The sequence below is a fragment of the Streptomyces sp. NPDC058579 genome (assembly GCF_042718575.1).
GTDB lineage: Bacteria > Actinomycetota > Actinomycetes > Streptomycetales > Streptomycetaceae > Streptomyces.
In genome coordinates, this window is the sequence record NZ_JBHXPI010000006.1 from 268,596 (window position 1) to 292,960 (window position 24,365).

General features: G+C 68.9%; 22 protein-coding genes and 2 pseudogenes. 17 read left to right on the forward strand and 7 right to left on the reverse strand.

Going from position 1 to position 24,365, the window contains the following annotated elements; translation table 11 throughout:
• The first annotated feature begins 282 nt into the window (after positions 1–282).
• Both ACFWRO_RS11635 and ACFWRO_RS11640 read left to right on the forward strand, forming a co-directional pair.
• Positions 283–816: a kinase gene (locus ACFWRO_RS11635; RefSeq protein WP_384507809.1), complete on the forward strand. Its 534-nt coding sequence runs from the start codon at positions 283–285 to the stop codon at positions 814–816.
• Positions 817–990: 174 nt separating this feature from the next.
• Positions 991–1,446: a hypothetical protein gene (locus tag ACFWRO_RS11640; protein WP_384507812.1), complete on the forward strand. Its 456-nt coding sequence runs from the start codon at positions 991–993 to the stop codon at positions 1,444–1,446.
• Between the two features lie 40 nt (positions 1,447–1,486).
• On the opposite strand, the gene ACFWRO_RS11645 is transcribed toward ACFWRO_RS11640, so the two are convergent.
• The gene (locus ACFWRO_RS11645) at positions 1,487–2,395 is read right to left on the reverse strand and encodes a squalene/phytoene synthase family protein (RefSeq protein WP_384507815.1); all 909 of its coding nucleotides are present in this window, start codon (positions 2,393–2,395) and stop codon (positions 1,487–1,489) included.
• Positions 2,396–2,489: 94 nt separating this feature from the next.
• Here ACFWRO_RS11645 and ACFWRO_RS11650 point away from each other — a divergent pair, with 94 nt between their 5' ends.
• The 4 genes and pseudogenes from ACFWRO_RS11650 to ACFWRO_RS11665 form a co-directional block, all read left to right on the forward strand.
• Positions 2,490–3,101 (forward strand): hypothetical protein, encoded by a 612-nt coding sequence (locus tag ACFWRO_RS11650; RefSeq protein ID WP_384507818.1) that lies wholly within the window; start codon positions 2,490–2,492, stop codon positions 3,099–3,101.
• On the forward strand, positions 3,098–4,087 hold the full coding sequence (locus tag ACFWRO_RS11655; RefSeq protein ID WP_384507821.1) for a nucleotidyl transferase AbiEii/AbiGii toxin family protein: 990 nt from the start codon (positions 3,098–3,100) through the stop codon (positions 4,085–4,087). The genes ACFWRO_RS11650 and ACFWRO_RS11655 overlap by 4 nt, the downstream gene beginning before the upstream one ends.
• 142 nt (positions 4,088–4,229) lie before the next feature.
• The gene (locus ACFWRO_RS11660) at positions 4,230–4,583 is read left to right on the forward strand and encodes a hypothetical protein (RefSeq protein WP_384507824.1); all 354 of its coding nucleotides are present in this window, start codon (positions 4,230–4,232) and stop codon (positions 4,581–4,583) included.
• Positions 4,584–4,749: 166 nt separating this feature from the next.
• A pseudogene (locus tag ACFWRO_RS11665) lies at positions 4,750–4,932 on the forward strand (transposase); the annotation flags it as partial.
• Positions 4,933–5,598: 666 nt separating this feature from the next.
• Here the strand turns inward: ACFWRO_RS11665 and ACFWRO_RS11670 are convergent.
• Genes ACFWRO_RS11670 through ACFWRO_RS11680 form a run of 3 tightly spaced genes read right to left on the reverse strand, consistent with a single transcriptional unit; the run spans position 5,599 to position 7,208 of the window.
• Positions 5,599–6,132: a GNAT family N-acetyltransferase gene (locus ACFWRO_RS11670; protein WP_384507915.1), complete on the reverse strand. Its 534-nt coding sequence runs from the start codon at positions 6,130–6,132 to the stop codon at positions 5,599–5,601.
• Positions 6,133–6,178: 46 nt separating this feature from the next.
• Positions 6,179–6,487, reverse strand: a complete 309-nt coding sequence (locus ACFWRO_RS11675; protein WP_384507827.1) for a hypothetical protein — start codon at positions 6,485–6,487, stop codon at positions 6,179–6,181.
• On the reverse strand, positions 6,480–7,208 hold the full coding sequence (locus tag ACFWRO_RS11680) for a hypothetical protein (RefSeq protein WP_384507830.1): 729 nt from the start codon (positions 7,206–7,208) through the stop codon (positions 6,480–6,482). Before ACFWRO_RS11680 ends, ACFWRO_RS11675 begins: the two co-directional genes overlap by 8 nt.
• Here ACFWRO_RS11680 and ACFWRO_RS11685 point away from each other — a divergent pair.
• From ACFWRO_RS11685 to tpg, 6 genes are all read left to right on the forward strand, one after another.
• The gene (locus ACFWRO_RS11685; RefSeq protein WP_384507833.1) at positions 7,194–7,730 is read left to right on the forward strand and encodes an exonuclease SbcCD subunit D; all 537 of its coding nucleotides are present in this window, start codon (positions 7,194–7,196) and stop codon (positions 7,728–7,730) included. The genes ACFWRO_RS11680 and ACFWRO_RS11685 overlap by 15 nt on opposite strands.
• A gap of 1 nt (position 7,731) precedes the next feature.
• Positions 7,732–10,047 (forward strand): AAA family ATPase, encoded by a 2,316-nt coding sequence (locus ACFWRO_RS11690; RefSeq protein WP_384507836.1) that lies wholly within the window; start codon positions 7,732–7,734, stop codon positions 10,045–10,047.
• 100 nt (positions 10,048–10,147) lie between these two features.
• Positions 10,148–10,729, forward strand: a complete 582-nt coding sequence (locus tag ACFWRO_RS11695; protein ID WP_384507839.1) for an SbcC/MukB-like Walker B domain-containing protein — start codon at positions 10,148–10,150, stop codon at positions 10,727–10,729.
• A gap of 143 nt (positions 10,730–10,872) precedes the next feature.
• Entirely contained in the window at positions 10,873–13,026 is a 2,154-nt protein-coding gene (gene tap, locus ACFWRO_RS11700; RefSeq protein ID WP_384507842.1) for a telomere-associated protein Tap, read from the forward strand.
• Positions 13,027–13,030: 4 nt separating this feature from the next.
• Complete coding sequence (locus tag ACFWRO_RS11705) at positions 13,031–13,270, forward strand: hypothetical protein (RefSeq protein WP_384507845.1); 240 nt, start codon at positions 13,031–13,033, stop codon at positions 13,268–13,270.
• Between the two features lie 3 nt (positions 13,271–13,273).
• Entirely contained in the window at positions 13,274–13,831 is a 558-nt protein-coding gene (tpg, locus tag ACFWRO_RS11710) for a telomere-protecting terminal protein Tpg (RefSeq protein ID WP_384507848.1), read from the forward strand.
• A 343-nt stretch (positions 13,832–14,174) separates the two neighbouring features.
• On the opposite strand, the gene ACFWRO_RS11715 is transcribed toward tpg, so the two are convergent.
• Both ACFWRO_RS11715 and ACFWRO_RS11720 read right to left on the reverse strand, forming a co-directional pair.
• On the reverse strand, positions 14,175–15,227 hold the full coding sequence (locus tag ACFWRO_RS11715) for a hypothetical protein (RefSeq protein WP_384507851.1): 1,053 nt from the start codon (positions 15,225–15,227) through the stop codon (positions 14,175–14,177).
• A 171-nt stretch (positions 15,228–15,398) separates the two neighbouring features.
• Entirely contained in the window at positions 15,399–16,664 is a 1,266-nt protein-coding gene (locus tag ACFWRO_RS11720) for an NACHT domain-containing protein (RefSeq protein ID WP_384507854.1), read from the reverse strand.
• A gap of 100 nt (positions 16,665–16,764) precedes the next feature.
• On the opposite strand from ACFWRO_RS11720, the pseudogene ACFWRO_RS11725 reads away from it, so the two are divergent.
• The 5 genes and pseudogenes from ACFWRO_RS11725 to ACFWRO_RS11745 form a co-directional block, all read left to right on the forward strand.
• Positions 16,765–16,935 (forward strand): annotated as a pseudogene (locus ACFWRO_RS11725) (conjugal transfer protein TraA); the annotation flags it as partial.
• Between the two features lie 850 nt (positions 16,936–17,785).
• On the forward strand, positions 17,786–18,517 hold the full coding sequence (locus ACFWRO_RS11730) for a DUF402 domain-containing protein (protein ID WP_384507857.1): 732 nt from the start codon (positions 17,786–17,788) through the stop codon (positions 18,515–18,517).
• 521 nt (positions 18,518–19,038) lie between these two features.
• Positions 19,039–19,551 (forward strand): hypothetical protein, encoded by a 513-nt coding sequence (locus ACFWRO_RS11735; RefSeq protein ID WP_384507918.1) that lies wholly within the window; start codon positions 19,039–19,041, stop codon positions 19,549–19,551.
• Between the two features lie 443 nt (positions 19,552–19,994).
• Positions 19,995–20,540 carry a hypothetical protein gene (locus ACFWRO_RS11740; protein WP_384507860.1) on the forward strand — a complete coding sequence of 182 codons (546 nt, stop codon included), beginning with the start codon at positions 19,995–19,997 and terminating at the stop codon, positions 20,538–20,540.
• Positions 20,537–21,343 carry a hypothetical protein gene (locus tag ACFWRO_RS11745; RefSeq protein ID WP_384507863.1) on the forward strand — a complete coding sequence of 269 codons (807 nt, stop codon included), beginning with the start codon at positions 20,537–20,539 and terminating at the stop codon, positions 21,341–21,343. The genes ACFWRO_RS11740 and ACFWRO_RS11745 overlap by 4 nt, the downstream gene beginning before the upstream one ends.
• Before the next feature lie 61 nt (positions 21,344–21,404).
• Here the strand turns inward: ACFWRO_RS11745 and ACFWRO_RS11750 are convergent, their stop codons facing one another.
• The gene (locus tag ACFWRO_RS11750) at positions 21,405–23,795 is read right to left on the reverse strand and encodes a Helicase associated domain protein (RefSeq protein WP_384507866.1); all 2,391 of its coding nucleotides are present in this window, start codon (positions 23,793–23,795) and stop codon (positions 21,405–21,407) included.
• Positions 23,796–24,365 lie beyond the last annotated feature (570 nt).

The following is a 24,365-nucleotide window of genomic DNA, read 5'->3' on the forward strand; positions in this document are numbered from 1 at the left end:
CCTGAGCCCGGCCATGTCGGCGTCACGTACCCGAGTCGGGGGTCATTCCTGCTGGCGACTGGTCAGGGGGTGCCGGAGTGGGGGGGGCAGCCGGAAGTCGGGATCGCCCGCGACGGGGTCAGTCGTCGTCGAGGGCGTGCTGCGCAGCCCCTGCCCGATTCTGCGCACGCGGACATGGGGGAGTAGCCGTCCGTCCTGTGCGGGGGCGATGCCGGTGGTGTTGGGGAGCTTTGCGGGTGGGGCCGTGGGTCGGTCGTGGGTCGTGGGTAGGGTGCGGCTGTGATGGTGGGCAGCGAGGGATCGCGGCTGGTGGTGTTGCGTGGAAACAGCGCGTCGGGGAAGTCGTCGGTCGCGGCGGGTCTGCGGGGGAGGTTCGGTCGCGGTCTGGCGGTGGTGGGGCAGGACAATCTTCGCCGTGTCGTGCTCCAGGAGCGGGACCGGCCGGGTGCGGCGAACATCGGTCTGATCGACCTGACGGCCCGTTATGCCTTGGGTGCCGGGTTCCATGTCGTGGTCGAAGGCATTCTCTATGCCGACCACTACGGTGAGATGCTGGCCCGGCTCCGTGCCGATCACCGGGGTGCGACCCACGGGTACTACTTGGACGTGCCGTTCGACGAGACCCTGGTCCGGCATGCGACCAAGCCGATCGCCGACGATGTGGACGAGACGCGGCTGCGTGACTGGTACCGGCCGCGGGACCTCTTGGCCGGCGGGCTCGAGACGGTCATCGACGCCGGCAGTTCCCTGGAGGAGACGGTCGGCCGCATCATGCTCGAAACCGGCCTGGCCCACCTGCCCACACTGGACCGCTGACCCGGACAAGCCGCCGAGGCACGGCGGCGAAGGGTGGTGGGGCGCGCCGCCCCGCAGTTCTCGCTCGCGGCCGCAGCCACCCACCAAACACGCCGCAGAACCCCCTGTGGGACGGTCAGGCATGTGATCAACCACCATGGCCGCCCGAGCCGCGAACTCACACTCACAGGTGGATTGAGCCCCACGCACGTCGCGCACCTCCACCGCGAGGCTCTACGCGTGCTGCGTTCCGGCATCGACACCGCCCACCTCGACGCCTACAGCGACGACCCCTGGCCTCCGGCCGTGCTCCGTTCGTACGAACACGCGCTGTCTCTGGCCCGCGAGGCGGTGGCGGACGGCACTCGTTCCCGGCGCACCGATCCTGGGATGGGCATCGGCATCGACGTCCGTGACGACGCGCAGTTCAAGCTGCTGCTGGACCTGGCTCCCCACACGATCCACGCCGAAGCCGGACGAGGAAAACAGCTGGTCTTCAGCGCCGGCGGCTCGGGAACCTCACTGTGGATGGCCCTCACACAGGGACAGGAGACAGAACTCCTCTCCCGACTGCAAGCACAGGGCATCCCACCCGAGGCGATCACGACCTCCGCCTCGCGCCCCACGACACCGGACGACACCACCCTCTGACCCACCCTGACCGACGACCGACAACCGGCGAGACACCCCCTCAGGACCCGGCCCGCGGGACCCACCGGCCCCGTGCCACCGCCTCCCGTGACAGCAGTACGACGGCCGCCCGGGCCGACGGACCGGAGCCCCGCGTCGCCAACGACGCACCCGCACGCCGTACCGCGTCGAGCCGGAGGCCCTGAACGCCGACGAGGGCCCGGACGAAGGGCTGGTACGGAGCGTCCACCACGCCCATGAGAGGGCCGGCCGCCACCAGATCGGCGGCCGCCCGGTCCGCCTGCTCCCCGACGAGCAGCCCCAGCGCCACGCCGGGCCGGCTCAGGTCCGCGCCGTGGCGCGCCACCGCATCGGCGGGCACACCCGGCCTGCCCGCCCGCACGTCCTCGGCCAGGTCCTCCAGGAAGTCGATGCGCTGCATGGCACGGATGAGCCGATGGCAGCCGTCGGCGAACACCGCCCGCGCCGGCACGTCCGCGGGCGCGAGGAGGCAGGCCGTGAGCATCAGCGCGGGCAGGGAGTACTCCCGTACGTACTGCTCCAGTTCCTCCTCGTCCGCGATGGCCCGCCACGCGACCTCGCGCTCGCAGCCCCGCAGAAACTCCTCCACGTGGCCGCGCACGTCCGGGTGGCGCTCGGCGGTGCGCACCAGACAACGCAGCACGGACAACCGGGAGTCACCCTCGGCGAAGGCCTTCCGTACCAGGCTGTCCCACTCCACGAGCGCGGCCGCCCGCTCGTCGGCCGTCCCGCGGTCGATGCGGTCGTCGGTGTCGTGCATGAACGCGACGGCGGCCACGACGTGCGGCAGCAGTGCGGCGGGAAGCAGCAGCCGCGCGGCCGCGTACTCGGCCGTCGCGAACCTCCGCACCGCCCGCCGCTGCTGCGTGTAGTCCCGCCGCAGCAGCGGCTCCCTGACCCCGGCCCGGTCCAGGCCCCACTTCCACATGCCTTTTCTCCCGTCGTCGTCGGCTGCGAGCCTACGGGCGCCCGGCCCGGAAACCCGGATGAGCCCCCGACACCTGTCTGCCAGACTCGTCGCGGTGTACGAGAGGTTAGAGATGCACAAGGTCGACAACGTCTACGAGACGCATGTGACGGTCCGGTGCCGGACCGAGGGGGAGCAGGCCCGACTCGGCGCGTGGGCGGCGGGCCGGGGTCTGAAGGTCACCACCATCGTCCTGGCCCGGGGCCGGACGCCGGTCCAGCCGATGCTGACCCTGCCCGACGGGACCAGCCACTCGGCGGTCGTGGCCGGGCTGCGGGAAGCCGGCTTCGAACCGGTGCGGGTCAAGGTAGAGACGGTGCCCTGGAGCACAGAGCCGGTGGGTCCCGGCGGGGGCTACTACGAGCACCACCTCAAGCTGGCGCTGCCCGCCACGTACGACCGGGCCGCGCTGGAAGCCCTCGTTACTCCGCACGGCGCCCACGTCTCCTGGAACGCCCGCCGGGTCCTGCCGGGCCAGGGAGGCCGGCACGAGCGTTTCGTGACCCAGCGACACCCAGGGCCGGCAGACGCGGCGGGAGGCGCCTGCGACGCGCTCGTTGCCGCGCTGGTCACCGCCGGACACGAACTGGTCGCGCAGGAGCGGGAGTTCGTCCTCTCCGACAGCGACCTGTCATGGGACGAAGGCTGGCTGGAGGAAGCCGTATGAACGACAAGCAGTGGGCGCCGTCGATCCCGGACGGGCCGGGCACCGGCGCGGAGCCCCCCGCCGACTACGTACACCGCAAGGACGAGCTCCCGCACACCCTGACCGCCGGCATCGGCGACGCCGCCGTCCGGCACCGGATCTTCGACCCGGCCCTCAAGCACTTCGACGAGGCCTACCGCCCCGCTGACGGCGTCGTCGAGGACCCGGAGCTACGGGCCCGTTGGCAGGTGGTCCGGCGTGCGGCCCTGGAGCTCGTTCTCGCGGCCGTCGCCGGCTCACCGTGGGCCGAGTTCCTCGTGCTGCGCGGCAGCATGCTGATGTCCGCCTGGTTCGGCGAGGCCGCCCGCGCCCCCAAGGACATCGACTTCGTCGTCGTCCCCGAGACCTGGCGCATCGAGGAGCCGCGTACCCGCGCCATGCTCGACGGCATCGCCGAGGCGGCGGAGCGCCTTGCCGAGGAGAGCGGTACGGACCTGTCGATCTCGGCGGCCGGCGGCGTCTGCGAGTACATCTGGACCTACGAGCGGGTGCCCGGTCACCGTCTGGTCCTGCCGTGGACGGCACCCGGACTGCCCGGCGGCCAGGTCCAGCTCGACTTCGTCTTCCAGGAACGCCTCCCGACCCCGCCCCGCCCGACCGAGGTCGCAGGCATCCGCCTGCCGGCCGCGGACCGGGAACTGTCCTTGGCCTGGAAGCTCCTGTGGCTCAGCTGCGACATGTACCCGCAGGCCAAAGACCTGTACGACGCGGTCCTCCTCGCCGAGAGCTGCGCCCTGCCACTCGCCCTCCTGGAGACGGTGCTGCGCGAGGCGGACGAGTGGCCGGGCCACCCGAACGAGCCGCTGAACCTCGGCATGTTCGAGAACGCCGTCCACGAGACCGACTGGACAGGCTTCGACGACGCCCACCTGGACACCGAAGCCGCGAGACGAGACCTCGGCACCCGCCTGCTGACCGCCCTCGCTCCGGTCCTCGGGACACCCTGAAGGGTGTCCCGTAACTGCTGGTCACGGAGCTGGCCCGGGTGGGGAAACTCCGTGGCTGCCGAGTTCGTGGTGCCGGTATCGTCCGGTCTCCCGACCCGCCCGCCCCGCCCTGTCGGCGGCGTACGTTCAGAGAGCGATGCACATGACCAACCAGCAAGCAACGACGACCCTGTGGCGCCCCACCGGCCCCAAAGAGCTGGATCTGGTTCGGGAGCTGAACTGGCGTGCGTGGCCGCCTCGGCTGCCCGAGCAGCCGATCTTCTACCCGGTCCTCAACGAGGACTACGCGATCAGGATCGCGCGGGACTGGAACGTGAAGCACGATGGCGCCGGATTCGTCACCCGATTTGAGGTCGAGTCGGAGTTCTTGAGCCGGTATCCCATCCAACAGGCGGGTGGCCGGACGATCCTCGAGCTCTGGGTTCCGGCTGAGGAGCTGGACGAGTTCAACGCCCACATTGTCGGAGAGATCCAGGTGGTCCACGAGTTCGGCTGAGGCGGGGAAGCTTGCTGACGGGGCACGCTACGGAGCGATGATCCCGGCGTGGCTTGTGTGATCACGGCGTCGGAGCCGTCCTGGATGGCCCCGTTCACCGGGCTGAGCCCGCGCGCCTTCGGGAAGCTGGTGACCGGTCCCGCCGCATCGTCGACACTGAGGTGAAGAACTGCCCAGCTGGAAGGACGCGCACAACGAGACCCACAGGCAGGTCCGCGCAGGTGTCGAGCACGTCTTTGCCCGCATGAAGACCCGGAAGATTCTCCGCGACTGCCGCCGCAAGGGCGACGCCGTCCACCGCGCCATGAGCGGCATCGCCTCGATGCACAACCTCGCCCTCGCCGGATGAATGAGAAGGCCACACCGCGGCCCAGCCCGCCCGAGGACCTGAAGATCGTTCACGGGACAGCCCTTGGGCCCCGGTCGGGACGGTTTTCGAGCGACTTCGGCAGCCATCTGACGATGAGCCACAGCCAGGCTGCGTGCGCGACCACAACTGGTGGACCAGAGCCGTAACTCGCGAACTTCGGCATCCTCGCCGACACTCGCACGGCGACGAACGGGCCGCGATCCCGAGCGTGCAGAACCAGCGGGCCTTCACCGGCTTCCCGGCTCTGCCTTGGCGGATGCTGGACGGTGACGGCTTCATCGTGACCCTTCCCGGGTTCGAGCACTGCACGACAGCCGCCACTACCTGCACGTGGCGCAAAATCGGCTGACGCCTCCTGGGCGCCAAGCGGCCGAGAGGCCAGAGGGGGCCGGCCCAAGAGGGCCGGCTCCCTTCGGCGGCCCCTGGTCACCCGGCCAGGGGCTGCCACCGGTCCTCTTGCGCGGCATCTAGCCTGCTGCCCCACACCAGCGCACCCCCGATCAGCCCGGGCTAGTCCCGCGTGGCCAGCACCGGGGCTTCGATCATGTCGGCGACCTCCTGCCGGCACTGTTCAAAAGTCTTCTCGCCGGTTCTACCGCGACAGCTTGGCGCTGACGGCCGCGCTCTAGCCTCGTACCTCGCAGGTCACCGGTTCAGGTCTGTGGCATCCGTTGGTGTGGGGCCAAGGGTTCGTTGCATTAGCACGGTGTCGATCCAGCGGTCATGCTTGTAGCCGACAGCAGCCAGCCGGCCCACGTCGGTGAAACCGAAACGGCGGTGGAGCGCGACCGACGCGTCGGTGCCGGCGTCGGCGATGACAGCGATCATCTGCCGTACGTGAGTCTGGGCACAGGTGGCCAACAGGGCTTCCAGCAGGGTGCCGCCAAGACCCTGGCCTGTCCGGTCGGGGGCGAGGTAGATCGAGTTCTCGACGGTGTGCCGATAGGCAGGCTTGGGACGCCAGGGTCCTGCGTACGCATAGCCCACAACGTCGCCGGACATCTCGGCGACCAGAAAGGGCAGGCCCTGGGTGGCGAGGTCGTCGAGCCGCTGGTGCCAGGCGGCTACCGAGGGAGGGGTCTCCTCGAAGGTGATCACGGTGTGGCGGACATAGTGCGTGAAGATCTCGGCCACGGCGTCCAGGTCGGCCGGGGCCGCCGGGCGGATCACCGACTCCATGGCTGTCACACCGGAGAGTGTAGGCGGTGCCGCACAGGTCACCGGTTCAGGTCTGTGGCCAGCGGGGTCGGGTGACTTCGATGCCGAGGAGGTCGAGGAGGCGGAGTTGGACGCCGCGGGTGATCTGCACTGTGGGTCGGGCGATCATGCTTCCGATGTGCAGGGTGAGTTCACCGAGGTGGTAGAGGACCATCCGGCCGGTGGGACGGACGCGGCGGTTGTCCGGGTAGAGGCCGGCCATCGTCTGCTCGGGGCCGAGGGCCCGCCGGACCTGGCGCTCGATCAGACAGAAGACGAGCAGGGCCAGGCAGACCCGGTACGTCCAGCAGCTGCCGGACGTCCACCACCTACGCACCCTGCGCCCCGTCGTCGCTTGCTGCGGTGAGCAGCAGGTCTCCGTTGCGTGTCCTGCCGAAGGCGACCGCATTCGCCTTCTTGGCGTGACCGGTGAGCGTCGACTTGCTCTGGTCGGGACGGACCGATGCCATCAGGGTTGTGTAGAGGGGAAGAACGCAGGAGCCGTCGGGAACGGCCGGTGGGTCAGTCAGCGCATGAGATGCCTCCCGTAGATAGGCGGCGTTCGCACGAAGGTTCGCACCCGGCAGTGGACGGGCCCGCCGGTACACACGTGCGATGTCGTGCAGACCGGGGGCGGAGGTGAGTAGGGCTCTGGAGGTCAGCTCCGGGGTGAGCGTGAGGCGATCGGCGGTGGCCAGGTAGCCCAGATCGCCGACAAGCTGCGGGAAAGCCTGCGGGCCTGCTGTAGCAGCATGTTGGGCGACATAGGTACGCAGGTAGGGATGTGCGGTGAGCCAGTCCCGCTGCCCGGCAGGATCTTTGGAGACCGTGGACAGCATGGCCTCGAAGATGGCTGCATGGGCTTGTTCTCGACGCTGCTGCCAGGTGGCGGCGACGATCGGGTCGGCCATGATCTGCTCGGTGCTTGGCTCTCCGCGCAGATGGGTGGCGAGAGTTGCGTGGAAGGGGCGGAAGACGGACCGCTCCGCGGGGCCGGCGGCGTCGCCCATGTAGGCGCCGACGTCTTCGACGGAATCGACTACGTGGCTCTCGGCCACCTCCACGGCGTCCAGCGCGTCACTGACCGCATCCACTACAGCGGCTCACCCCTGGCCTACTCCTTCTCCGAAGCCCGCCACACTAAATCGATCACCCTGGTCGACTTCACCCCACAGGACGCACCTGCCCTCACCCGCCGGCCCTGCCCCGTCCCACGCCGCCTCGAACGTGTCACCGGCTTCATGGACGACCTCCTGACCAGCCCCGCATACGAGCCACTGAAGGACGCCTGGCTCGAGATCACCCTCACCGACACGGCCCTGCCCTTCGAGGCGATGGCCCGCCTGCGCCGCCGCTTCCCTCACACCGCCGACCTCAAGCACCGGCCCGCTCACATCCCCGCACAGGCCACGAACACCGCCACCTACAGCGACCGCATCCGCGGCCGCAGCGACCTCGACATCACCACCGACTTCATCAACAGCATGCGCGGCACCGACCCCACCCCGGACGAACACGCACTACTTCAGCAAGCCGTCGAAGCCTCCCGCCTGAACGAGCAGCAGAAGGAATCCGTCTGACATGCGCCTGCACAACCTGCGCCTGCAGGCCTTCGGCCCCTTCGCCGGCACCCACACCATCGACTTCAACGCCCTGTCCGCCGACGGACTGTTCCTCCTGCACGGCGACGCCGGAGCCGGCAAAAGCACCGTCTTCGCTGCCATCTGCTTCGCCCTCTACGGCAAACCGCCCGGCGATCGCGACCTGCTGCTGCGCAGCCACCACGCTCCGGCCGGGCTCCTGACCGAAGTCACTTTGGAAGTCACTCTTGCCGGCCGGTGCCTGCGCATCCACCGGATCCCGGCCCAGACACGCCTGAAGATATCCGGTAAAGGCGAGACCCCTCAGAAGCCTGAGACTCGACTTGAGGAATGGGCTGGCGACGCCGACGGGCAGGGCCGTTGGGAGCCCTCCAGCAAGTCCCACCAAGAGGCCACCGTCGAGATCACTGGTCTCCTGGGAATGAGCCGCGAGCAGTTCTGCCAGGTCGTCCTGCTGCCCCAGAACGAATTCACCAAGTTCCTCCACTCCGACGCCCACGGACGACGAGACCTCCTCGGCAAACTGTTCCGCACCCACCGCTTCTCCTTCATCGAACGCTGGCTGAACGAACACAGCCGCACCACCGAGAAGAACCGCGACGAGGCCCGAGGCGACGTACTGCGCCTGATCGAGCGGATCCACCAGGCCGCCGGCCCCGACCTGAAAGCCGAACATCCCGCACCCAGCCCCGACGACCCGCACACCTTGATCATGCACGCACACGCCTGGGCCAAGGACCTTGCCCGCGTCGGCCAGGCAGAGCACGAAAACACTCTCCGAGTAGCCGCTGCTGCCAAGGAGAACCAGATCAAGCAGCAGTCTCTCGAACGTGCGGCCCGTGACCTCCACCAACAGCAGGCCACCCACTCACATGCCACACAGCAGCTTGCCGTGCTCCAGGAACAGGCTCCTCACCAGGAGATCCTGCTCCATCGCCGGGACCAGGCCCGTCGTGCTCAACAGGTGGCCCCCTTGCTGCACGCTGCCGACACCGCCGCCAACGATCACAGCCAGGCCCAGGAAGCTGAACGCGCCGCCCGCGAATGCCTGAAGCCCGAGCACGTCGACCTGGACGCCGGACAACTGCAATCCGTCGAGCAGCAAGCTCGTGACGAAGCCGCCGTTCTCAGAGCCCTTGTCCCGCAAGAAGACACCCTCCGCCGCCTGGCCGAGGACCTGGAGCGCATCGACATCGAACGGCAGGACTTCGCCGCTGAGCAGCGGGCAGCCGACGCGTGGCTCGAAGCGGAACCCGACCGGCGCCGCCACCTTGAGGCCCGCCGAGAAGCCGCCCGCCAGGCCGAGTCAGAAGGCAGCAGCCACCAGGATGCACGGAACGCGCTCAACGTCCGCCTCGAAGCCGCCGAGCGTCGCGATGCGCACCGCGCCAAGATCGTCCACGCTGAACAGGACCTGGCCAACGCCGAGGAAGCCACCGGCCAGGCCTACCTCGCCATCCGCCGCCGACGCACCGAAGGCATGGCCGCCGAACTCGCCGCGACACTCACCGATGGCATCCCCTGCCCCGTCTGCGGATCATGCGCCCACCCAGCCCCTGCCGCCCCCCAGGACGGGCAGCCCACACGCCAGGACGAACAGCACGCCGAAGTCCTCCACGAGCAGGCCAAAGCCCGCCAGCAGACCGCCTCAACCACGCTGCAACAGCTTCGCGAACAGGCCGCCACCGCCACCGGAGAAGCTGGCGACACCCCCCTGGCAGAGCTCCAGACCCAGCAGACCAGCATCACCACCCAGCTTGCCGACGCCCTGAACCGCGCCGCTGACCAAGGTCCCGCCCAAGAAGAACTCCACCTGCTCGACCGCGGGCACACGGACATGTCCCAGCAGCACAGCACCGCCACCGCAGGCCTGTCCGCCCGCAACGCCAGCTACGACACCCTCACTCTGAGCATCGAGGAACTGACCGTCACCCTCGAAGCCCGTGGCATCCACTCCACCGTCGCCGCCCGAGCCGACGACCTCAATCGCACCGCCGAACCACCTCAAAGAAGCCCGGGAATCCGCCCACCAGGTCACCACCACCGGCCAGACCCTCACCCACCACACTGCCCAAGCCGCCCTCGCCGCCAAGGACAACGGCTTCGACACCCCCACACTGGCCCAGCAAGCCCTGCTGAACGCCGAAGACCTCCACGCCATCGAGGCAGAGATCAACCAATGGCGCGAGGACTGCGCCGCCCACACGGCAGTCCTCAACGACCTCACGCTGCAACTGGCCGCCGAACAGCCCCCAGCAGACCTCGACGCCGCCACCAACACACGAGAAGCCGCTGACAACCAGCACACCAAAGCCGTCACCCTCGCCGACGCCGCCGGCCGCCGACACGAGGCCATCACGCAGCTCACCGCCGGCCTCGACACCACCATCCACCGCATGCAGCCGCTCGAACAGGCCCACACGACCGCCCGCTACCTTGCCGAACTCATCACCGGCAACTCGCCCAGCGCCCGAGTCCGCATGCAACTCGAGGCCTACGTCCTGGCCGCACGCCTCGAAGAAGTCGTCACCGCCGCCAACGTCCGCCTCCAAGTCATGTCCGAGGGCCGCTACACCCTCGTGCACTCCGACCACCAAGCCGCCCGCGGCGCACGCTCCGGCCTCGGCCTCCAGATCACCGACGCCTGGACCGGCCGCCCCCGAAAGACCGACACCCTCTCCGGTGGCGAATCCTTCTTCGCCTCCCTGTCCCTCGCCCTCGGACTGGCCGACGTCGTCAGCCAAGAAACTGGAGGCAACCCCCTGGACACCCTCTTCATCGACGAAGGCTTCGGCACCCTCGACGAAGACACCCTCCACAAGGTCCTCGACGTCCTGGACTCCCTTCGCGCCCATGACCGCACGGTTGGCGTCATCAGCCACATCCCCGAACTACGCCGCCGCATCCCCCATCGCCTCCACGTCCGCGAAGGCCCCACCGGATCAACCCTCGCCCACCTGACCGAAGCAGCCGAATAGCGCACGCGCCCCCACCGGAAGACCACTCCGGCCACATCATTTCGGGGTGTCTCGTGCTGTGCTGCACACAACGAGGGAGACACCCCGATCGGGTTAAAGGAAGGGGTAAACGAAAGGCTAAAGAGGGTGTTAGTGTCCGGAGTATGGGGACGAGTGAGGAAGAACTGTTCGCGTCGGTCGACGCGCTGCTGGACGAAGGGCCGCAGCTCCCGCTTCCCGCAGAGCGCGCCCGGCTCCGCGAAGCCGCCGGCATCACCCAGGCGCGTCTAGCGGCCGCACTGAAGACGTCGACGCAGAGCGTCAAAAACTGGGAGAACGGCCGCTCCGAACCCAAAGAGCCGCGCCTGTCGGCGTACCAGCGACTGTTGAACGGCTGGGCAGCCAAACACCCCACCCACGGCACCCCTCCCACCCCAGCCACGACCGCTCCACCCCAGCCCGAGGCCCCACACCGGCCCACCGCCGCGGCTGCCCACCCACCGCACACCACAGAAAACGCTCACCCAGAGCCGGACAACGAACAACCCGCTCCCGAACCCGCTTCCACGCCCAGCCATAGCTCCGGCGTCAGGCCGACAGCAGCGGCATCTCGGCGGCCCGCCCACAAGCCCGCCATTCCCCACCCGGCCCCGCCCCCCTACCAGCACGGCCCGCTCGCCGTCCTGGACGCAGACGGGACCGCGTACGGCGTCAACGGCATCGCGCTGGACTGCCCGGCGACCACGATCGTGGAGCTGGTGGAGTGGACGCTCAAGGAGTCCGGTCTCGGCGCGCCGAAGCTGCACCGCTACGGCAAGGACTCCGACCCGCTGATCGTGCTGACGGCGGCCGCGGCCGCGAAGTTCGGGCTGCCCGAGCGCCTGGAGGACCGGCGCGGCCTGCGCCTGGCGGAGGACCACCCGGTCGTCAAGCAGGTACTGAAGGCGAAGTGGGAGCTCACCCAGCGCGGGTTTGGCCCCTGGGCCCGGATCTACCGCAAGACCCAGGGACGCGACCGGCAGTGCGTCCAGCTCGCGATCCTCCCGTGGGACGCCCTTGACTCCCGTTCCTGGCCCGGCGTCAGTGAGGCGGAGATGAAGCCGGCCGACATCGCCCGCGTCCTCGGCATCTACGCCCAGCGAGTCATCACCCCGCGCGGCTCCACCGCCGTCTCCGGCCTGGAGCTGATGACCGCGCTGCGCCCGCCGACCCGACCGGTACGCGACGAGGAGACCGGCAACTGGGTCTCGGGCCACAACGCCGGTTCGCTGGGTACCGAGCCGGTGGCCCCGGCGCCGCCGGAGGCCCGCCCCGAGCACCCCGTGGTCGTCAGCTCCGGCTGGGAGGGCGGCTTTGTTAACGAGGAGGCGTACCAGTGGGTGCGCGATGTCGACCTGCTCACCGGGCAGGAGGCGGCGCTGCCGTTCGCGGTGGGCCTGGACCTGAACACCGCGTTCCTTGCGGCCGCCGCGAGGCTGATGGTCGGCCTGTCGGAGCCGGAGCACTTCGTGCGCCCGAAGTTCTACCCGAAGGTCCCCGGCTCCTGGCTGGTCGACCTCTCGCACATCGAACTGGACCCGCGTCTGCCCAGCCCGTTCACGCCGGACAGCACCCGCCCGGCCGGCCCGGCCTGGTACCAGACGCACACCGTCGCCTACGCCCAGGAACTCGGCTACAACGTCGAGATCCTGGAGGCATACCTGCGCCGCGAGACCGGCGCGTACCTGGATCCGTGGCACGACCGGCTCAAGACCGCCTACGTTGAGACCCTGGCCGACCTTGGTGTCACGAAGGACCTGTCGGATGCCGAGTTCCTGGCGGCGATGGAGGTCCACAAGCAGGTCGACCAGGCGATGGCGGCCGTCCTCGCGGCGATCAAGGGCACGGTCAAGGGAGGCATCGGCAAGCTGTTCGAAGGCCCGCAGGGCAAGGGCTACCGGGACGGCGAGGAGTGGCCGGCCATGAAGCGCTCGACCTGGGCGCCCTGGATCCGCAACGCCGTCATCTCCAAAGCACGGGTCAACATGCACCGCAAGCTGCTCAACATGGCGAAGATGACGGGCATGTTCCCGCTTGCGGTGCTGTCCGACTGCGTCGTCTACCCCTCGCCGAGCCAGAGCCCGCTGGACTTCCTGCCCTACGCGGAGTCCGGCAAGCCGATCCCCGGCGCCTTCCGCCTCGGGCCAACCCCCGGCCTGGCGAAGCTGGAAGGCGTCCAGGACATGGCGTGGGCGGTCGACCTGATGGAACAGGGCTACAACCCCGCCCGCCACATCAAGGGCGACGGCCACGACGCCGTCCTCGACGACGGCGAGTAGGACCGTGAACGCCACGGACACCGCCGACCGTTCCGCGCCGTCGCTGGAGGCCGACGCGGAACGGCAACGGACGTTGGACCGCCTTGAGACCGGCATGGAAGCCCTCCAGTTCGCCCCGCGCGCCCACCGTGCCTCACCTCGCAGGCCCCTGCGGCGGCACAACCTGTGTGAGACGCACGAGGCCTGGTTCCGACTCGTCGGCCCCGACGGCCAGGACCCCTCCACCACTCTCGAAAGGAGCTGACCGGTGGCCGGAGAGATCGAGGACGCCATCGAGCGGGCGGAGCGCGAGCACTTCACCCAAGCCCCGCCCAAGACCCTGAAGAGCCAGATCAACTACCTGATGCGCCAGTTGGGCAGTGCCAAGGCCGTCGCGGCCGAGCTCGGCATCACCGCCGACTCCGTCAACCGCTACCGGCGCGGCGCCCGCAAGCACCCACCCCGGCACATTCAGAACCGGATCGACGCCGCCGTCCGCTCCCGGTGGCAGCCCCTCGTCCGCAAACGCCGCCGGCACAAGGCCGCGAGCAGCGGCGGAATTACCGTGGAGACCCGGGCCCAGTTCGGCTACCGCGCGCCGGTCGGCGCGACGGACGATGGGCGGTTCCGGCGCCTGACTGTGCACCTCCCCGCGGGCTACGCGCGGCGCCTGTTCGACGCCCGCGACCAGGGCGCGGACGATCAGCACCTGCGCGACATCGTGGCACAAGGGCTGCAAGAGGTGTACTTCAAGGACGGCGGACGTCGCGCCGCCGACCTCGAAGTGGCCCTCAACGACATCGACTACTTCGATGTCTCCTTCTGATGCCCCGACCGTGCCACCCAAAGCTGGGCCCATGCGTCGGCGTACGAGGGGGGAGCGCAGCAGGCCGCCGGCCCCCGAGCCCGCGACGACACCAACCAGCCCCTGTCCCGGGCCCGTGGTCAGAGACAATGCGCAGGCAGCGCCGAAAGCCTCACACCCGCCTCGATCGCCCCACCGACCCTCCCGCCGCCCCTGGGCGACCAGAACCGCCCCTCGAGGCACCATGGCCGCCAGGCACGCGGAGAAGTGGCGAGCGCATCCCCTGACACCCACGCGCGCCCGGCGGGCACTCGAGCGACTCGCCGCTGCGCACGCCCCGAGCGGGGCGGGCGCAGGTGTGTCGCTAAAGCGGCAGGACAGCCTGAGTCTGCTGCTTGGCAGCGGCCTTCTGCGTGGTGAGGAAGTCCTTGACGGCCGGCCGACTCAACAACAACGTCACGGTCCGCGGCTTAGGCCGATGCCCACCGGTGAGCTCAGTCAGAAAATCCGTGGTGACGATGCGCCGTGCCGGCGCGTCGTGCACATCGTCGAGGACATGCTTCTCCAGCAGCCGGGCCGCAGTCTCATCCAAAGTGTCCTCGACCGCCTTGTATGCCGCGACGGCATCCTGCTGAATACCCTGCTGAGCACGTGCAAGCGCCTGCCGGAGCAGACGGTGGTGAAGCCAGTCGCCGTTGCCATCGGGGGCCGGGAACGCCTCAGCGGCAGCCTCACTGCGTTGACCATGACTCCCGGCCGAGATGACGGTGGGCATCTTCTGCAGCAGACCGGCAATCCGCTCCACCTCGAGTGGATCCGGCTCGTCCAGCCGAAGCTCCGGTTCTGGCCGCGTCTGGTCGATGTCGTCGCTCAGAACCTCCCATCGCCCGCGTAGGTCGACAGCCCAGGACGCAGACACCTCCCACTCGTGCACTACACCCTCTACAACAAACGCGATCCGTACCGCTTCCACGTCGCCGTCATGGCGTCGTGCGGCCGTGAGCAGCGTGTCTGCTCGTTGCCGCAGAGCGACCGGCACATCGCTGCGAGCCACAAGAGCCGGATCGCCCTCGCTCTCGTCCCCGTCTTTGGCCAGTAGGACGAACTCGTCCGCATCAAGACGGTCGAGATCCCAGTACAGAACGCGGGCCCCGCAGACCGCAGCCAGTTGGGCAACGCCATCAGCGTCATAGTCGCCCTCACCCAGGGCTGCCCGCAGACCCGTCTCACCACCCACTGATGCCGAGACCAGCTGCAGCCCGTGCCGCGTGGCTAACTCGAGCAGCGCATCGACGACCTTGCGCAGGTCGGAAGGACCCATGAAAACAACCCCCAGCATGTCGTGATCAACTCGGCGCTGAACGTAGCCCGTGCCGACTGCGCCACGGAGCAGCTTGCGCAAATCGCCATCAGCCAAGGGCAGTCTGAGGGATCATGAGAGTCCTGTCGCAAACCACAGAAACGATCCGCCACCCAGCCGACACGGCCTCCCTCGGTAGGCAGGGTGCAGGGATGGCCAGAGCAGGCATCTATTTACCGAAGACCTGTGGATGCCGGCAGCCACCTGTTAGCCGAGGACCAGGGCTGATTAGCGTTCGATGTGGAAGCGGTTTTGGGAGATGACAGACTGGCGGAGTCGGTTGGTGAATTTGTGACTGCGGGCGATGCCGTCGACGCCACCGGCTTTGCCCGCACGCAGGGAGGATTTGAAGTCCTGATCGAGGACTCCAGTCGTGCGTGTGGGCGCGGTCAGGGTGACGGCCTTCAACGCCTCCTTGTCCTTGATCAGCGCGTAGCAGGCGTAGGAGCCGCCGGCGGCGTCGCAGTGGAGCCAGCGAAGGAGATGACGGGCACCGACCCATCCCAGGCCGAGCAGGCTCATAGGCAGTTCGAGGTCCCGGCCGCTGTCGACTGGGCGGCGGTTGCTTTGCAGATGCCGGACGAGGGCTTGCGCGGTGCGGACACTGAGGTCGCCGAGCTGGCCGATTCTGCGGACCTCGGACAGGGCATGCAGGGCCAGGACGGGAGGTGGTGCCGCTGCGGCATCCTGACTGGAGCCCGGCAGATCGAGGAGGGTCTCCACAGCCCGTGCGGCGAACCGCTCGCCGGTTTGCGCCACAATCAGCAGCAGCACCTCATGCCAATGAGGGTCCGCGGCCCGCTGCCGGAACACCCCTTCCAGGAGGTCTTCGTCGCTCAGTTCCCGCTGCTCATAGCGGCGGACGATGTCGGAGGCGGCCAGGTACTCCAGGAAAGCGCGGTGCACGAAGCCGTACACCTCGCTGCCGTAGCGGCTGAGGATGAAGTTACGTTCCCGGAATTGGGTGACCATGGCCCGGGCGACCGTCGTGGCCGGTGCCGGCGGCAACTGTAGGGTCTGGCTCAGGTAGTTGGTGAAGACCTTCTCGACGTCCTCGGCCAGGACGTGATTACCGGCAATGCCTCCCTCGCCCAACTGCATGTGACGGGCCAGGCGTTCGAGCATCTCGCGTCGGTCGCGATCATCCAGGTCTGCGATCGCCCGGATGCCGGGCGCGAGGTCGAGGTACTTGGTGTCCTCGTCCCAGTGCGCGATCAGGACGCTGATGGCATGGCTGTAGACGCCTGCTCTGTCCCGCGGAAGCCGCTGGCGCCGGGCGATGATCGCAAGGATGGTCAGCAGCAGGGGGTTGCCTGCCAGTTCGCGCACCGGCCGCGAGCGCGTGACGGCGTCCAGTAGCCGGGTCTGCAGCCGCTCGGCGCCGTCCCTGCCGGCCAGGCCTGCAGTCGCGTACCACTGCTCGGCGAACGCCTTGATCTGTTCGTCGGTGAGGCTTTGGATCATGTAGTGCCGGAAACCGGCCGCATCGAGCATGCCGGCGGTAGCCGATCACCCGGGACGTGACGCCGAGGTGTGCGAGGAGCTCGGTTTGGCGACCTTGCCCCTTGAGGTGACCCCGGGCCTGCGCCCGGTCATGGAGATAGCCGGTGTCGATTCAGGCCTCATCGACTGGTCGGCCACCCGCCGCGAGCAGATCGACGCGGCCCTGGAGGACATCACCGACACGTACGTCCTCAAGCACGAGCGGCTGCCCGACGAACGCGCCCGCCACGGACTCGGCTGGTGGGCCGCGCAGGACACCCGCCGGACCAAGAAGACCCCCAAGCCGTTGGCACGGCTGCGCGCCTGGTGGCGTGCCTCGGCAATCCTGCGTTTCGGCAAGCAGATGGTCGTCGGGCTCCTGGAGCGATGCCGCGCGGCCGGTGCGGCGATCCGGGCCCGGGTAGGCCCGCGGGTGGACACCGCGCTGGCCGCCGTCGACGTCGCCGCGATCGTCTTCACCGCGCGCCGCGCCTTCGCCCGCCGCCACGTCCTCGCCGAAGCCCGACGGCACCTCGCCGAGACCCTCCGCGGCCGAGTCTTCTCTCCCGGCCTGGACACCTACATCGCCGACAAGGCCCTCGCCCGCCACAGCCGTCAGCTCACCGTTCCCCCGCCCGGCCGCCGCACCCCAGCCGCCGACCAGCTCACCTACACCGCCGACTTCGCCTGGCCGCACCGGTGGTGGATCGCCAGCACCGACGGCAAACCGCGGGAATCGAGCCGGTACGAGCGGGCCCGGGTCGCCAGCCTCATCCTGCAGAACGCGATCCGCGACGCCCGCACCGCACCCGCCGCCCGGGACGAAGCGCCGGCCGCGACCGTGTCGGCCGCCGCGCCCGCCGACGAGCACCACCACGACCAGGCGGCGCCGCACACCGTCGACCACCCGGACCGGGACGCCGCCCTCACCACGGCCCCGCGCGGCGGACTCGCCGTCGGCGGCAAGGAGCCGCGGCGTGTTCGGGATCGGGCGGCGGCGGTAGCCGCAGGCAAGCCCAAGGGGAGCCCGGGCAAGCCGCCCCGGACGGCGGCTTGCCCACCGCCCAAAGGCGCGCTGAGGTGGTGGGCAAGCCCAGCCGGACCACCGGCCGGGATGCGTGGGGGAGGGCGCGATGCACCGCTTCGAGACGGGCCAGACGGTCGTACGGCGCGACGTGCACCGGTCGGGCCGGGTATGGAGCGAGCAGGCGCTGCGGGTCGTTGCCGATACCGACGAGGCGCTGGTGACTGCCTGCGCGCCCGGAGCGGAAGCTCGGTGGCCCGCCCTGTACGCGAAAGCCCGGGACGACGGGGACCGCTCCGTGCGCACGGAGGCGTTCGACGCGATGGCGACCGGTGCGTGGGAGCTCGCGGCCGCGGTGTGGCAGGAGACCGACCTGCTGCTGTGGAAGCCTCCGGCGGCCTGGTTCAGTATCAACGCCTTCTTCGTCCCCGATGGCGCCGGGCGCCGGCTGCGGAACTGGTACGTCAACTTCGAGCACCCCACCCGCCGTACCGAGGCCGGGTTCGACACCTTCGACCTCGCCGTGGACCTGCTCATCGACCCCGACTTAACCGGCTGGGAGTGGAAGGACGAAGACGAGTACGTGCACGTGCGACGCCTCGGCATCGTCTCCGACACCGAGCACCAGGCCGTCGACGACGCCCGCACCCAGGTGCTGGCGATGATCACCGATCGCGCCCGGGATATTCGCTCACGCGGAGCGGTGGGCGGCCTGGCAATGGGAGCCGGCCTGGCCTACGCCGCGCCTTCCGCAGCCCGCTCCGGTCGCGAAGAGGGTCGCACCGGAGGGCGGCTGAACCGTTGTCTGGACGGTTGCGCGCGTCGGGGACCGCAGGTGTGACCGGAGGCGGGAGCCTGGTAAATCAGACATTGCTTGTTGTCCCTGGTCAGCCCGGGTGGGCAAGCCTCTCCGTGACGACGACACCTCATTCCCACGCGATAGCCGTGGGGAAGAGGCCCCTTCCTGCCAGGCGGCGTTTCTATGGCCGGCCTTCGGTCGGCTGGCTGGCGGTGTTCTCGATCCACAGCAGCGTCCACTCGACGCCGGCCCGCCTGACGTCTCCAGGGCCCTGCTCCGGGGCGCACCGTCCAACGACGCTGCGACCTCCGTCGTATCGCGGCGGCTGGCTGTGGCTCCTTCAGCACGCTCGCGACCTTTCGCGCGAGCGCTGCGACATGCGGCGGCACGTAGCAGCGCCGCCCACCCAGCTACGGGCACGGGGATGCCACCACATCCCCGGGACCGCCCCGTCAAGACACCCGATCCGGCGGTTCTGCGGCCTCGCCAGCAGGTGCCTCGTCGGCGGTCGAACGGGGGGGGCAGGGGGACCACTGCCGGGAATCTGCGGTACACCTGGCGGCATGAAGCTGAAAGATCTCGGCCCGCTGATGGCCCGCCGCCGCGCCGGTGGTCTCAGCTACGACTACGACCGTTTCCGCGCCGACCCGATGGTGGCTCCACTGCAGTGGCCGGACGACGTCCTCGAGCAGTTCCTCTTCGACTTCGGCAACAACCCCGCCTTCGTGAACGACTACGGCAGCATCGACCTACGCGGGATCCAGTGGCGGCTCGAGACGATCCCAGCCGCCGACTTCCACGGGATGCCGACCGGAGCGACCGATGCCGGCTGCATCGAGGAGTTTGCTGAGAACCCGGTGTATTGGGTCAGCAAGCGTCCTCAGGCGCATCGGCACTGGGAAGAGCACGGGACGTGGCTGCGCCCGCCGCTCCTAATCGACCGGCGCTTCTTGGACCCGTCCGGCAGCGGGCTGCAGGTCGTGGAGGGCCGAACCCGCGTTGGCGTCCTGCGCGGCCGTCTGCGCCAAGGACTGCACGTCGCGCCCCACCATCAGGCATGGGTCGGACGCCCCTAAGAACAACCCCGCCAACACCGAAGGCGTCGACTGGCTCGTCACGGTGGCGGCCGGAGAGATCTGACCCCCGGCCGGACACGCCACGGCCCCGGGAAATCTGCCACGCCTCGGCTCATGCCCATACCCGTGTCGGAGGCGTCCGCGGCACGGATCAGCGTCATCCGCTGCCCGCGCCGGAATGGAGCACGCGGGACAGGCCCCGGTCCCCGTGACGGGACGCAGTACGGCCGGGGCCGCCCCACCCAGTGTTGCTTTCCGTCACGCCGAAGCCGACGGCGGCCGCCAGCGAGCGGACAGGCCGTGGACGGCGAAACTCCGAGACCGCTGGGTGAGCGGACCTCTACGATCTCCAGACGATCCACGCGACTGGTCTGCCTGGCTGGCGAGCTGCCCTGTCGGTGTGGCCGCGCATGCTTGGAGTTCACCTGGCACGAAGGACAACGATGACCCTGGACTTCAACGCGGACGAACCGGTAGTCGGACTGGCGCGGCAGCAAGAGCTGATCCGCGCAGTCCTGAACGCCAGCAGCGCGGACGAGACGCGCTGGCTGGAGTGGAAGTCCCAGCACGACGTCTCGAAGGCGGCGGGAGCCTTCGCCGTGTCGAAAGCGATCCTTGGCTTCGCCAACCGGATGCCTGATGTGGCTGAGCAGTGGGCTGGAGGCCACGCCTACCTCTTGGTAGGGGTTGATGAAGACGCCATCCACGGGGTTCCGACGCACGATGTCGAGAAGGTCGACAGCTGGCTGAGGCGCTACCTGGGCGAGTTCAGCCGCTACCAGTTCACGTACGTCCCCATGGACACCGACGAGGGCAAGCGCCACGTCATGCTCGTCGATGGGGCGACCCTCTTCACCCCCTCCACAAGGAACATGAGAACTACCGCCCGGGCACCGTCTTCCACCGGTACGCCGGCAAGACCGAACCCGCCCGCCCAGCGGAGATATACGCCCTCACGGACCGCGCCCGCCGAGCAACGAAGCGCGTGAACGTCGACATCACCATGACCACCGGCACCGTCGCCGTGCTGGCCCCGACCGAGGGCGCCCGCCGAACGATCACCGACTTCCTCCGCGAGGAGTGGATGGGGCAGGTGGACGCCGCGGACGAGAGGAGGAAGGCCGCGGCCTCCGACCCGTTCAGGGACCTCAAGTCACTTCAAGTCCTGTTGCCTGACCCTCGCTCCCCGGAGGAATTCCGGCAGGAGGTGGACGAGTACCTGAGAGACTTCGACCTCGCGATGCAGCATGCCCTGGCACAGATTGTTACCGCCACAGGCACACCCCTGGCCCTCAAACTGACCAATCCCGGAGAAGACAACCTCACGCAGGTCGAGGTCGTGCTGAGCCTCCCCGACACCGTTACGGCCCATGTCACGGCCGACGCAGAGGAAGAGGTCGACTGGCCTCGCGAGCCGGCCAAGTACCGGGAGGGCACCGTCCCCGGCTTCGCCGGCCGCCCAGCGGTGTTCGGGGTGCGGCCACCGGCCTACCATCTGCTGTCCCCGCATTCCCCGGACATCGAGCAGCAGGATGGCCGCACCGTTATCCGTTTCGCCCCGATCGACCTGCGTCCGCACGAGACTGTGGCTCTTGATCCGATCACGGTTTACAGCAGTCAGGAAGCTGACTCCTTCGTCTCGGAGTGGCGAGCGACTGCGACCAACGTCAGCAGCAAGAAAGAGCGGTCCTTGTCCATCCCCGCTCAGCAGCTCGAGCTCGACCTACGGGACGTGCTCCGGGCCGTGCACGGCATTGACGACGCAGAGCAAGAAGAGAGCGGGGACGACTAGGAACGGCAGAAGGGTCCGCGCCGACTGTCTCCAACGCGGACCGCGGGATCTCCAACTAGGCCTAGGCGGCCCACTCCAGCCCGAGGCCGGCCAACGCGGCGAGCTTGTCGACGGTCAGCTTGGCGCGCCTGCTCTTGCTGTTGCTGAGAAACACCCCGAGTTTCACCTCCGTCCCGTCCTCCAGCTGCTCCACGTGGGCCCGGGAGACCGTGACGGAGCCGGTGCGGGCCTTGTACTGGGCCAGGGCTGCAACGCCCCGCTCGAAGGCACTCACAGCCGTCGTGGACGGCTTCGCGGGTGCCACCGGCTCCGGGTTGGCCGGGGGGACGACGCCGACAGCCTGGAGGCGGTCGCGCTGCCCGTCGGCCAGGGCCGCCCAGACCTCGGGCTTGCGCTGCCGGGCCAGCCACTTCCCGATGTCCATGCCGTGCACGGTGACCCCGGGTTCGACGTAGGCCAGGATGCTTTCCTCCGCGAGCATCTCCCGGACCACGGCGTAGTGCCGCTGCCACTCCGCCGGCCACACCGGGTTCCAGTCCTCGTCGATCTCCCGCAGCGCGGCCTCCCACTCCGGCTTATCGGCGAGCGCGCCGGGTCGGCGGAGGTTGGACAGCCACTGCCCCACCGGCTTGTCCAGCACGGACGCGGACCGGGGCGCGCACAGCGTCCAGTGCTCCTCGAAGTACACCCGAGCCGCCGCCAGGTTCTCCTGGAACCGTTCGTCCGCCACCGACCAGACCATGCCCAGCTGTTCCAGCCGCGCCGCGCGCTTACCGGTCATCTGCCCGGCCCCGTACGCCCGCCGCTGCTCCGCCACCCACGTCCCGAGCGGGAACGCGCCCTCCTTGTGCTCGTACGGAACCCGGGCATGACCCTCACGCTCCGTGAACGCCTTGAGCTTCGCCCAGCCGCGCGCCCAGTCCTGCCGCTCCGTATCGATCACGTTGAAGCTCACCCACTCCGCGACCATAACCGGATCCCTAGGAGCGGCAAACCGAAGCAACAGACGGGATTCATCCTCACCTTCACCAGGCGGCGGACCGATGAACTCCGACGGCTGCGCAAAGTCCTTCTGCGGCTCCTGCGGAATCGCAAGCAATTCCACGGCCTCTTCGTCATGAGCCCGCAGCCCCTCAAGGACTTTCACCAAAGGCCGATACGACCCCGAGGTGAACATATCCTCCGGCTTTTCACCAGGCTGGAGAAACACCGGCACAATCAGAGAAGCGAGCTTTCCCTCACCAGGCTTCTGCCGCAAAGCGCGCCCGATGGCCTGCACGATGTCGTGCGGCGCGCCCTTGGGGTCCAGGAGCGCGACGGAGTCCACGGCCCGGATGTCGACGCCCTCGCCCAGGACCCGGCAGTTCGAGAGCACGGCCCGCCGCCCGGTGGACCCGAACTCACCCAGGACACCGCGCCGGCGCTCCGGGACATGTTCGCCGCACAGCCAGTCCGCCCAGACCTTCGACGGGTACGCCTCCGGCTGGTCAGCATGAAGCTTCGCCGCGACGCGCTCCAGGCCCTCCGCGTACGCCTCAGCCTCTATCGTCCGGTGGTGAAAGGTGATGCACGTCGACAACCCGTGCTCCGCCATCGTGTGCAGGAGCGCCGCCTGGAGCGCCCCGAGACGCTGCCCACGCACCTCCTCGCTGCGCCGGCCCCGGCCCATCAGCCGCTCCGGAGTGACCACCGGGTCCTGGAGCTCCAGCACGATGATCTGATACCGCGCAAGCAACCCGCGCGACACGGCAGACGCGAGCGAGAGCCTGTACAGAACCGGACCGAAGACCGCTTCATCGTCCATGCTCGCCGCCATCTCACGCGGCAGCGCATCACGAACACCCTCCGCGACCTCCCAGTGCGCAGGCCGCTCCTGCCAGATCCGCGGCGTCGCCGTCAGATACAGCCGGCGGTACGACGGGATGACGCCCTGGCTGTGGACGTCAGCCCACGCCTTACCCATGGAACCCGAAGTCCTGTGAGCCTCATCGACCACCGTGAGGTCCATCGAGGCCAGTTGCTGCCCGTAGACGCCCTCGAACGCCTCCGCCAGCACACCCAGACTGGCGTACGTCCCGAAGACGATGACGGGCCCGGAGCCGTGCCACAGAGCCAGCTGCACGGGGTTCGTGGTGGAGCGCACCTCCAGATTCCACAGCTCCGGATCGTCCTGGAGCGAGCACACCGCAACCGCCGGCCCCGTGTGCCCGGCCGCGCGCCACGCCTGCACCGTCTGGGTCAGAAGGTCGAGCGTCGGCACCAGGACGAGAATGCGGCCTTTAGGCACAAGCCGCTTTGCCGACGCCGCCGCGATGATGGTCTTTCCCGTTCCGCATGCGGCGTGTACTTGTCCGCGCAGGCCGTCGGCGGGAATGCCGCCCGGTGGGATATCGAGGCCGCGCACAATGGCGGCTACGGCCTCAATCTGGTGTTCACGCAGTTTCACGGCCATTCCTTTTTCTCCATTTCGCGGAATGTGGCGTGCGATCAGAAATGAAAGTTCGGCGCGGCGGGTGATGGGTTGGGGTGGTGGTGTCTGGGCCCAGACTCTACACAGTCAGTACCTGTGATGCATCACCCGTGAGACAGGTTCGCTCTGCAGGTTGATACTTGGCTGAATCTCGCCCCGCGGGTACGGTTCGTGGGTATGCTGGCGGGGTGTTGGTGAACGTGAGCGGCTGGTTTCGAGGGTGGGGGAGGGGTTCGGGTGGAGCGTAGCGGAGCCCGTCACTGCGGTAGGGCCGGCACTCGATCGGGCCGACGGTCCGTCACTTTCATTGTGGGGGTGGTGTCTGGGAATCCCAGCCCCTACACAGGCGTGAGCGCGATGCACCTCCCCTTGCTGCCAGCCTGGGCGACCGCGCTTGCGCGGGTGCCTGCAATGAGCGCTTGCGCGAATTGCCTTTCCTTTTGAATTCCGTTTACGGAATTCAATTCCGGCGCTTGCGCCGGAATTCGAATTGCGCTTGCGCAATTCGCGCTCAGCCTCGTTGTGGGCCTGGTCGGGGGAGCGGTGGCGACG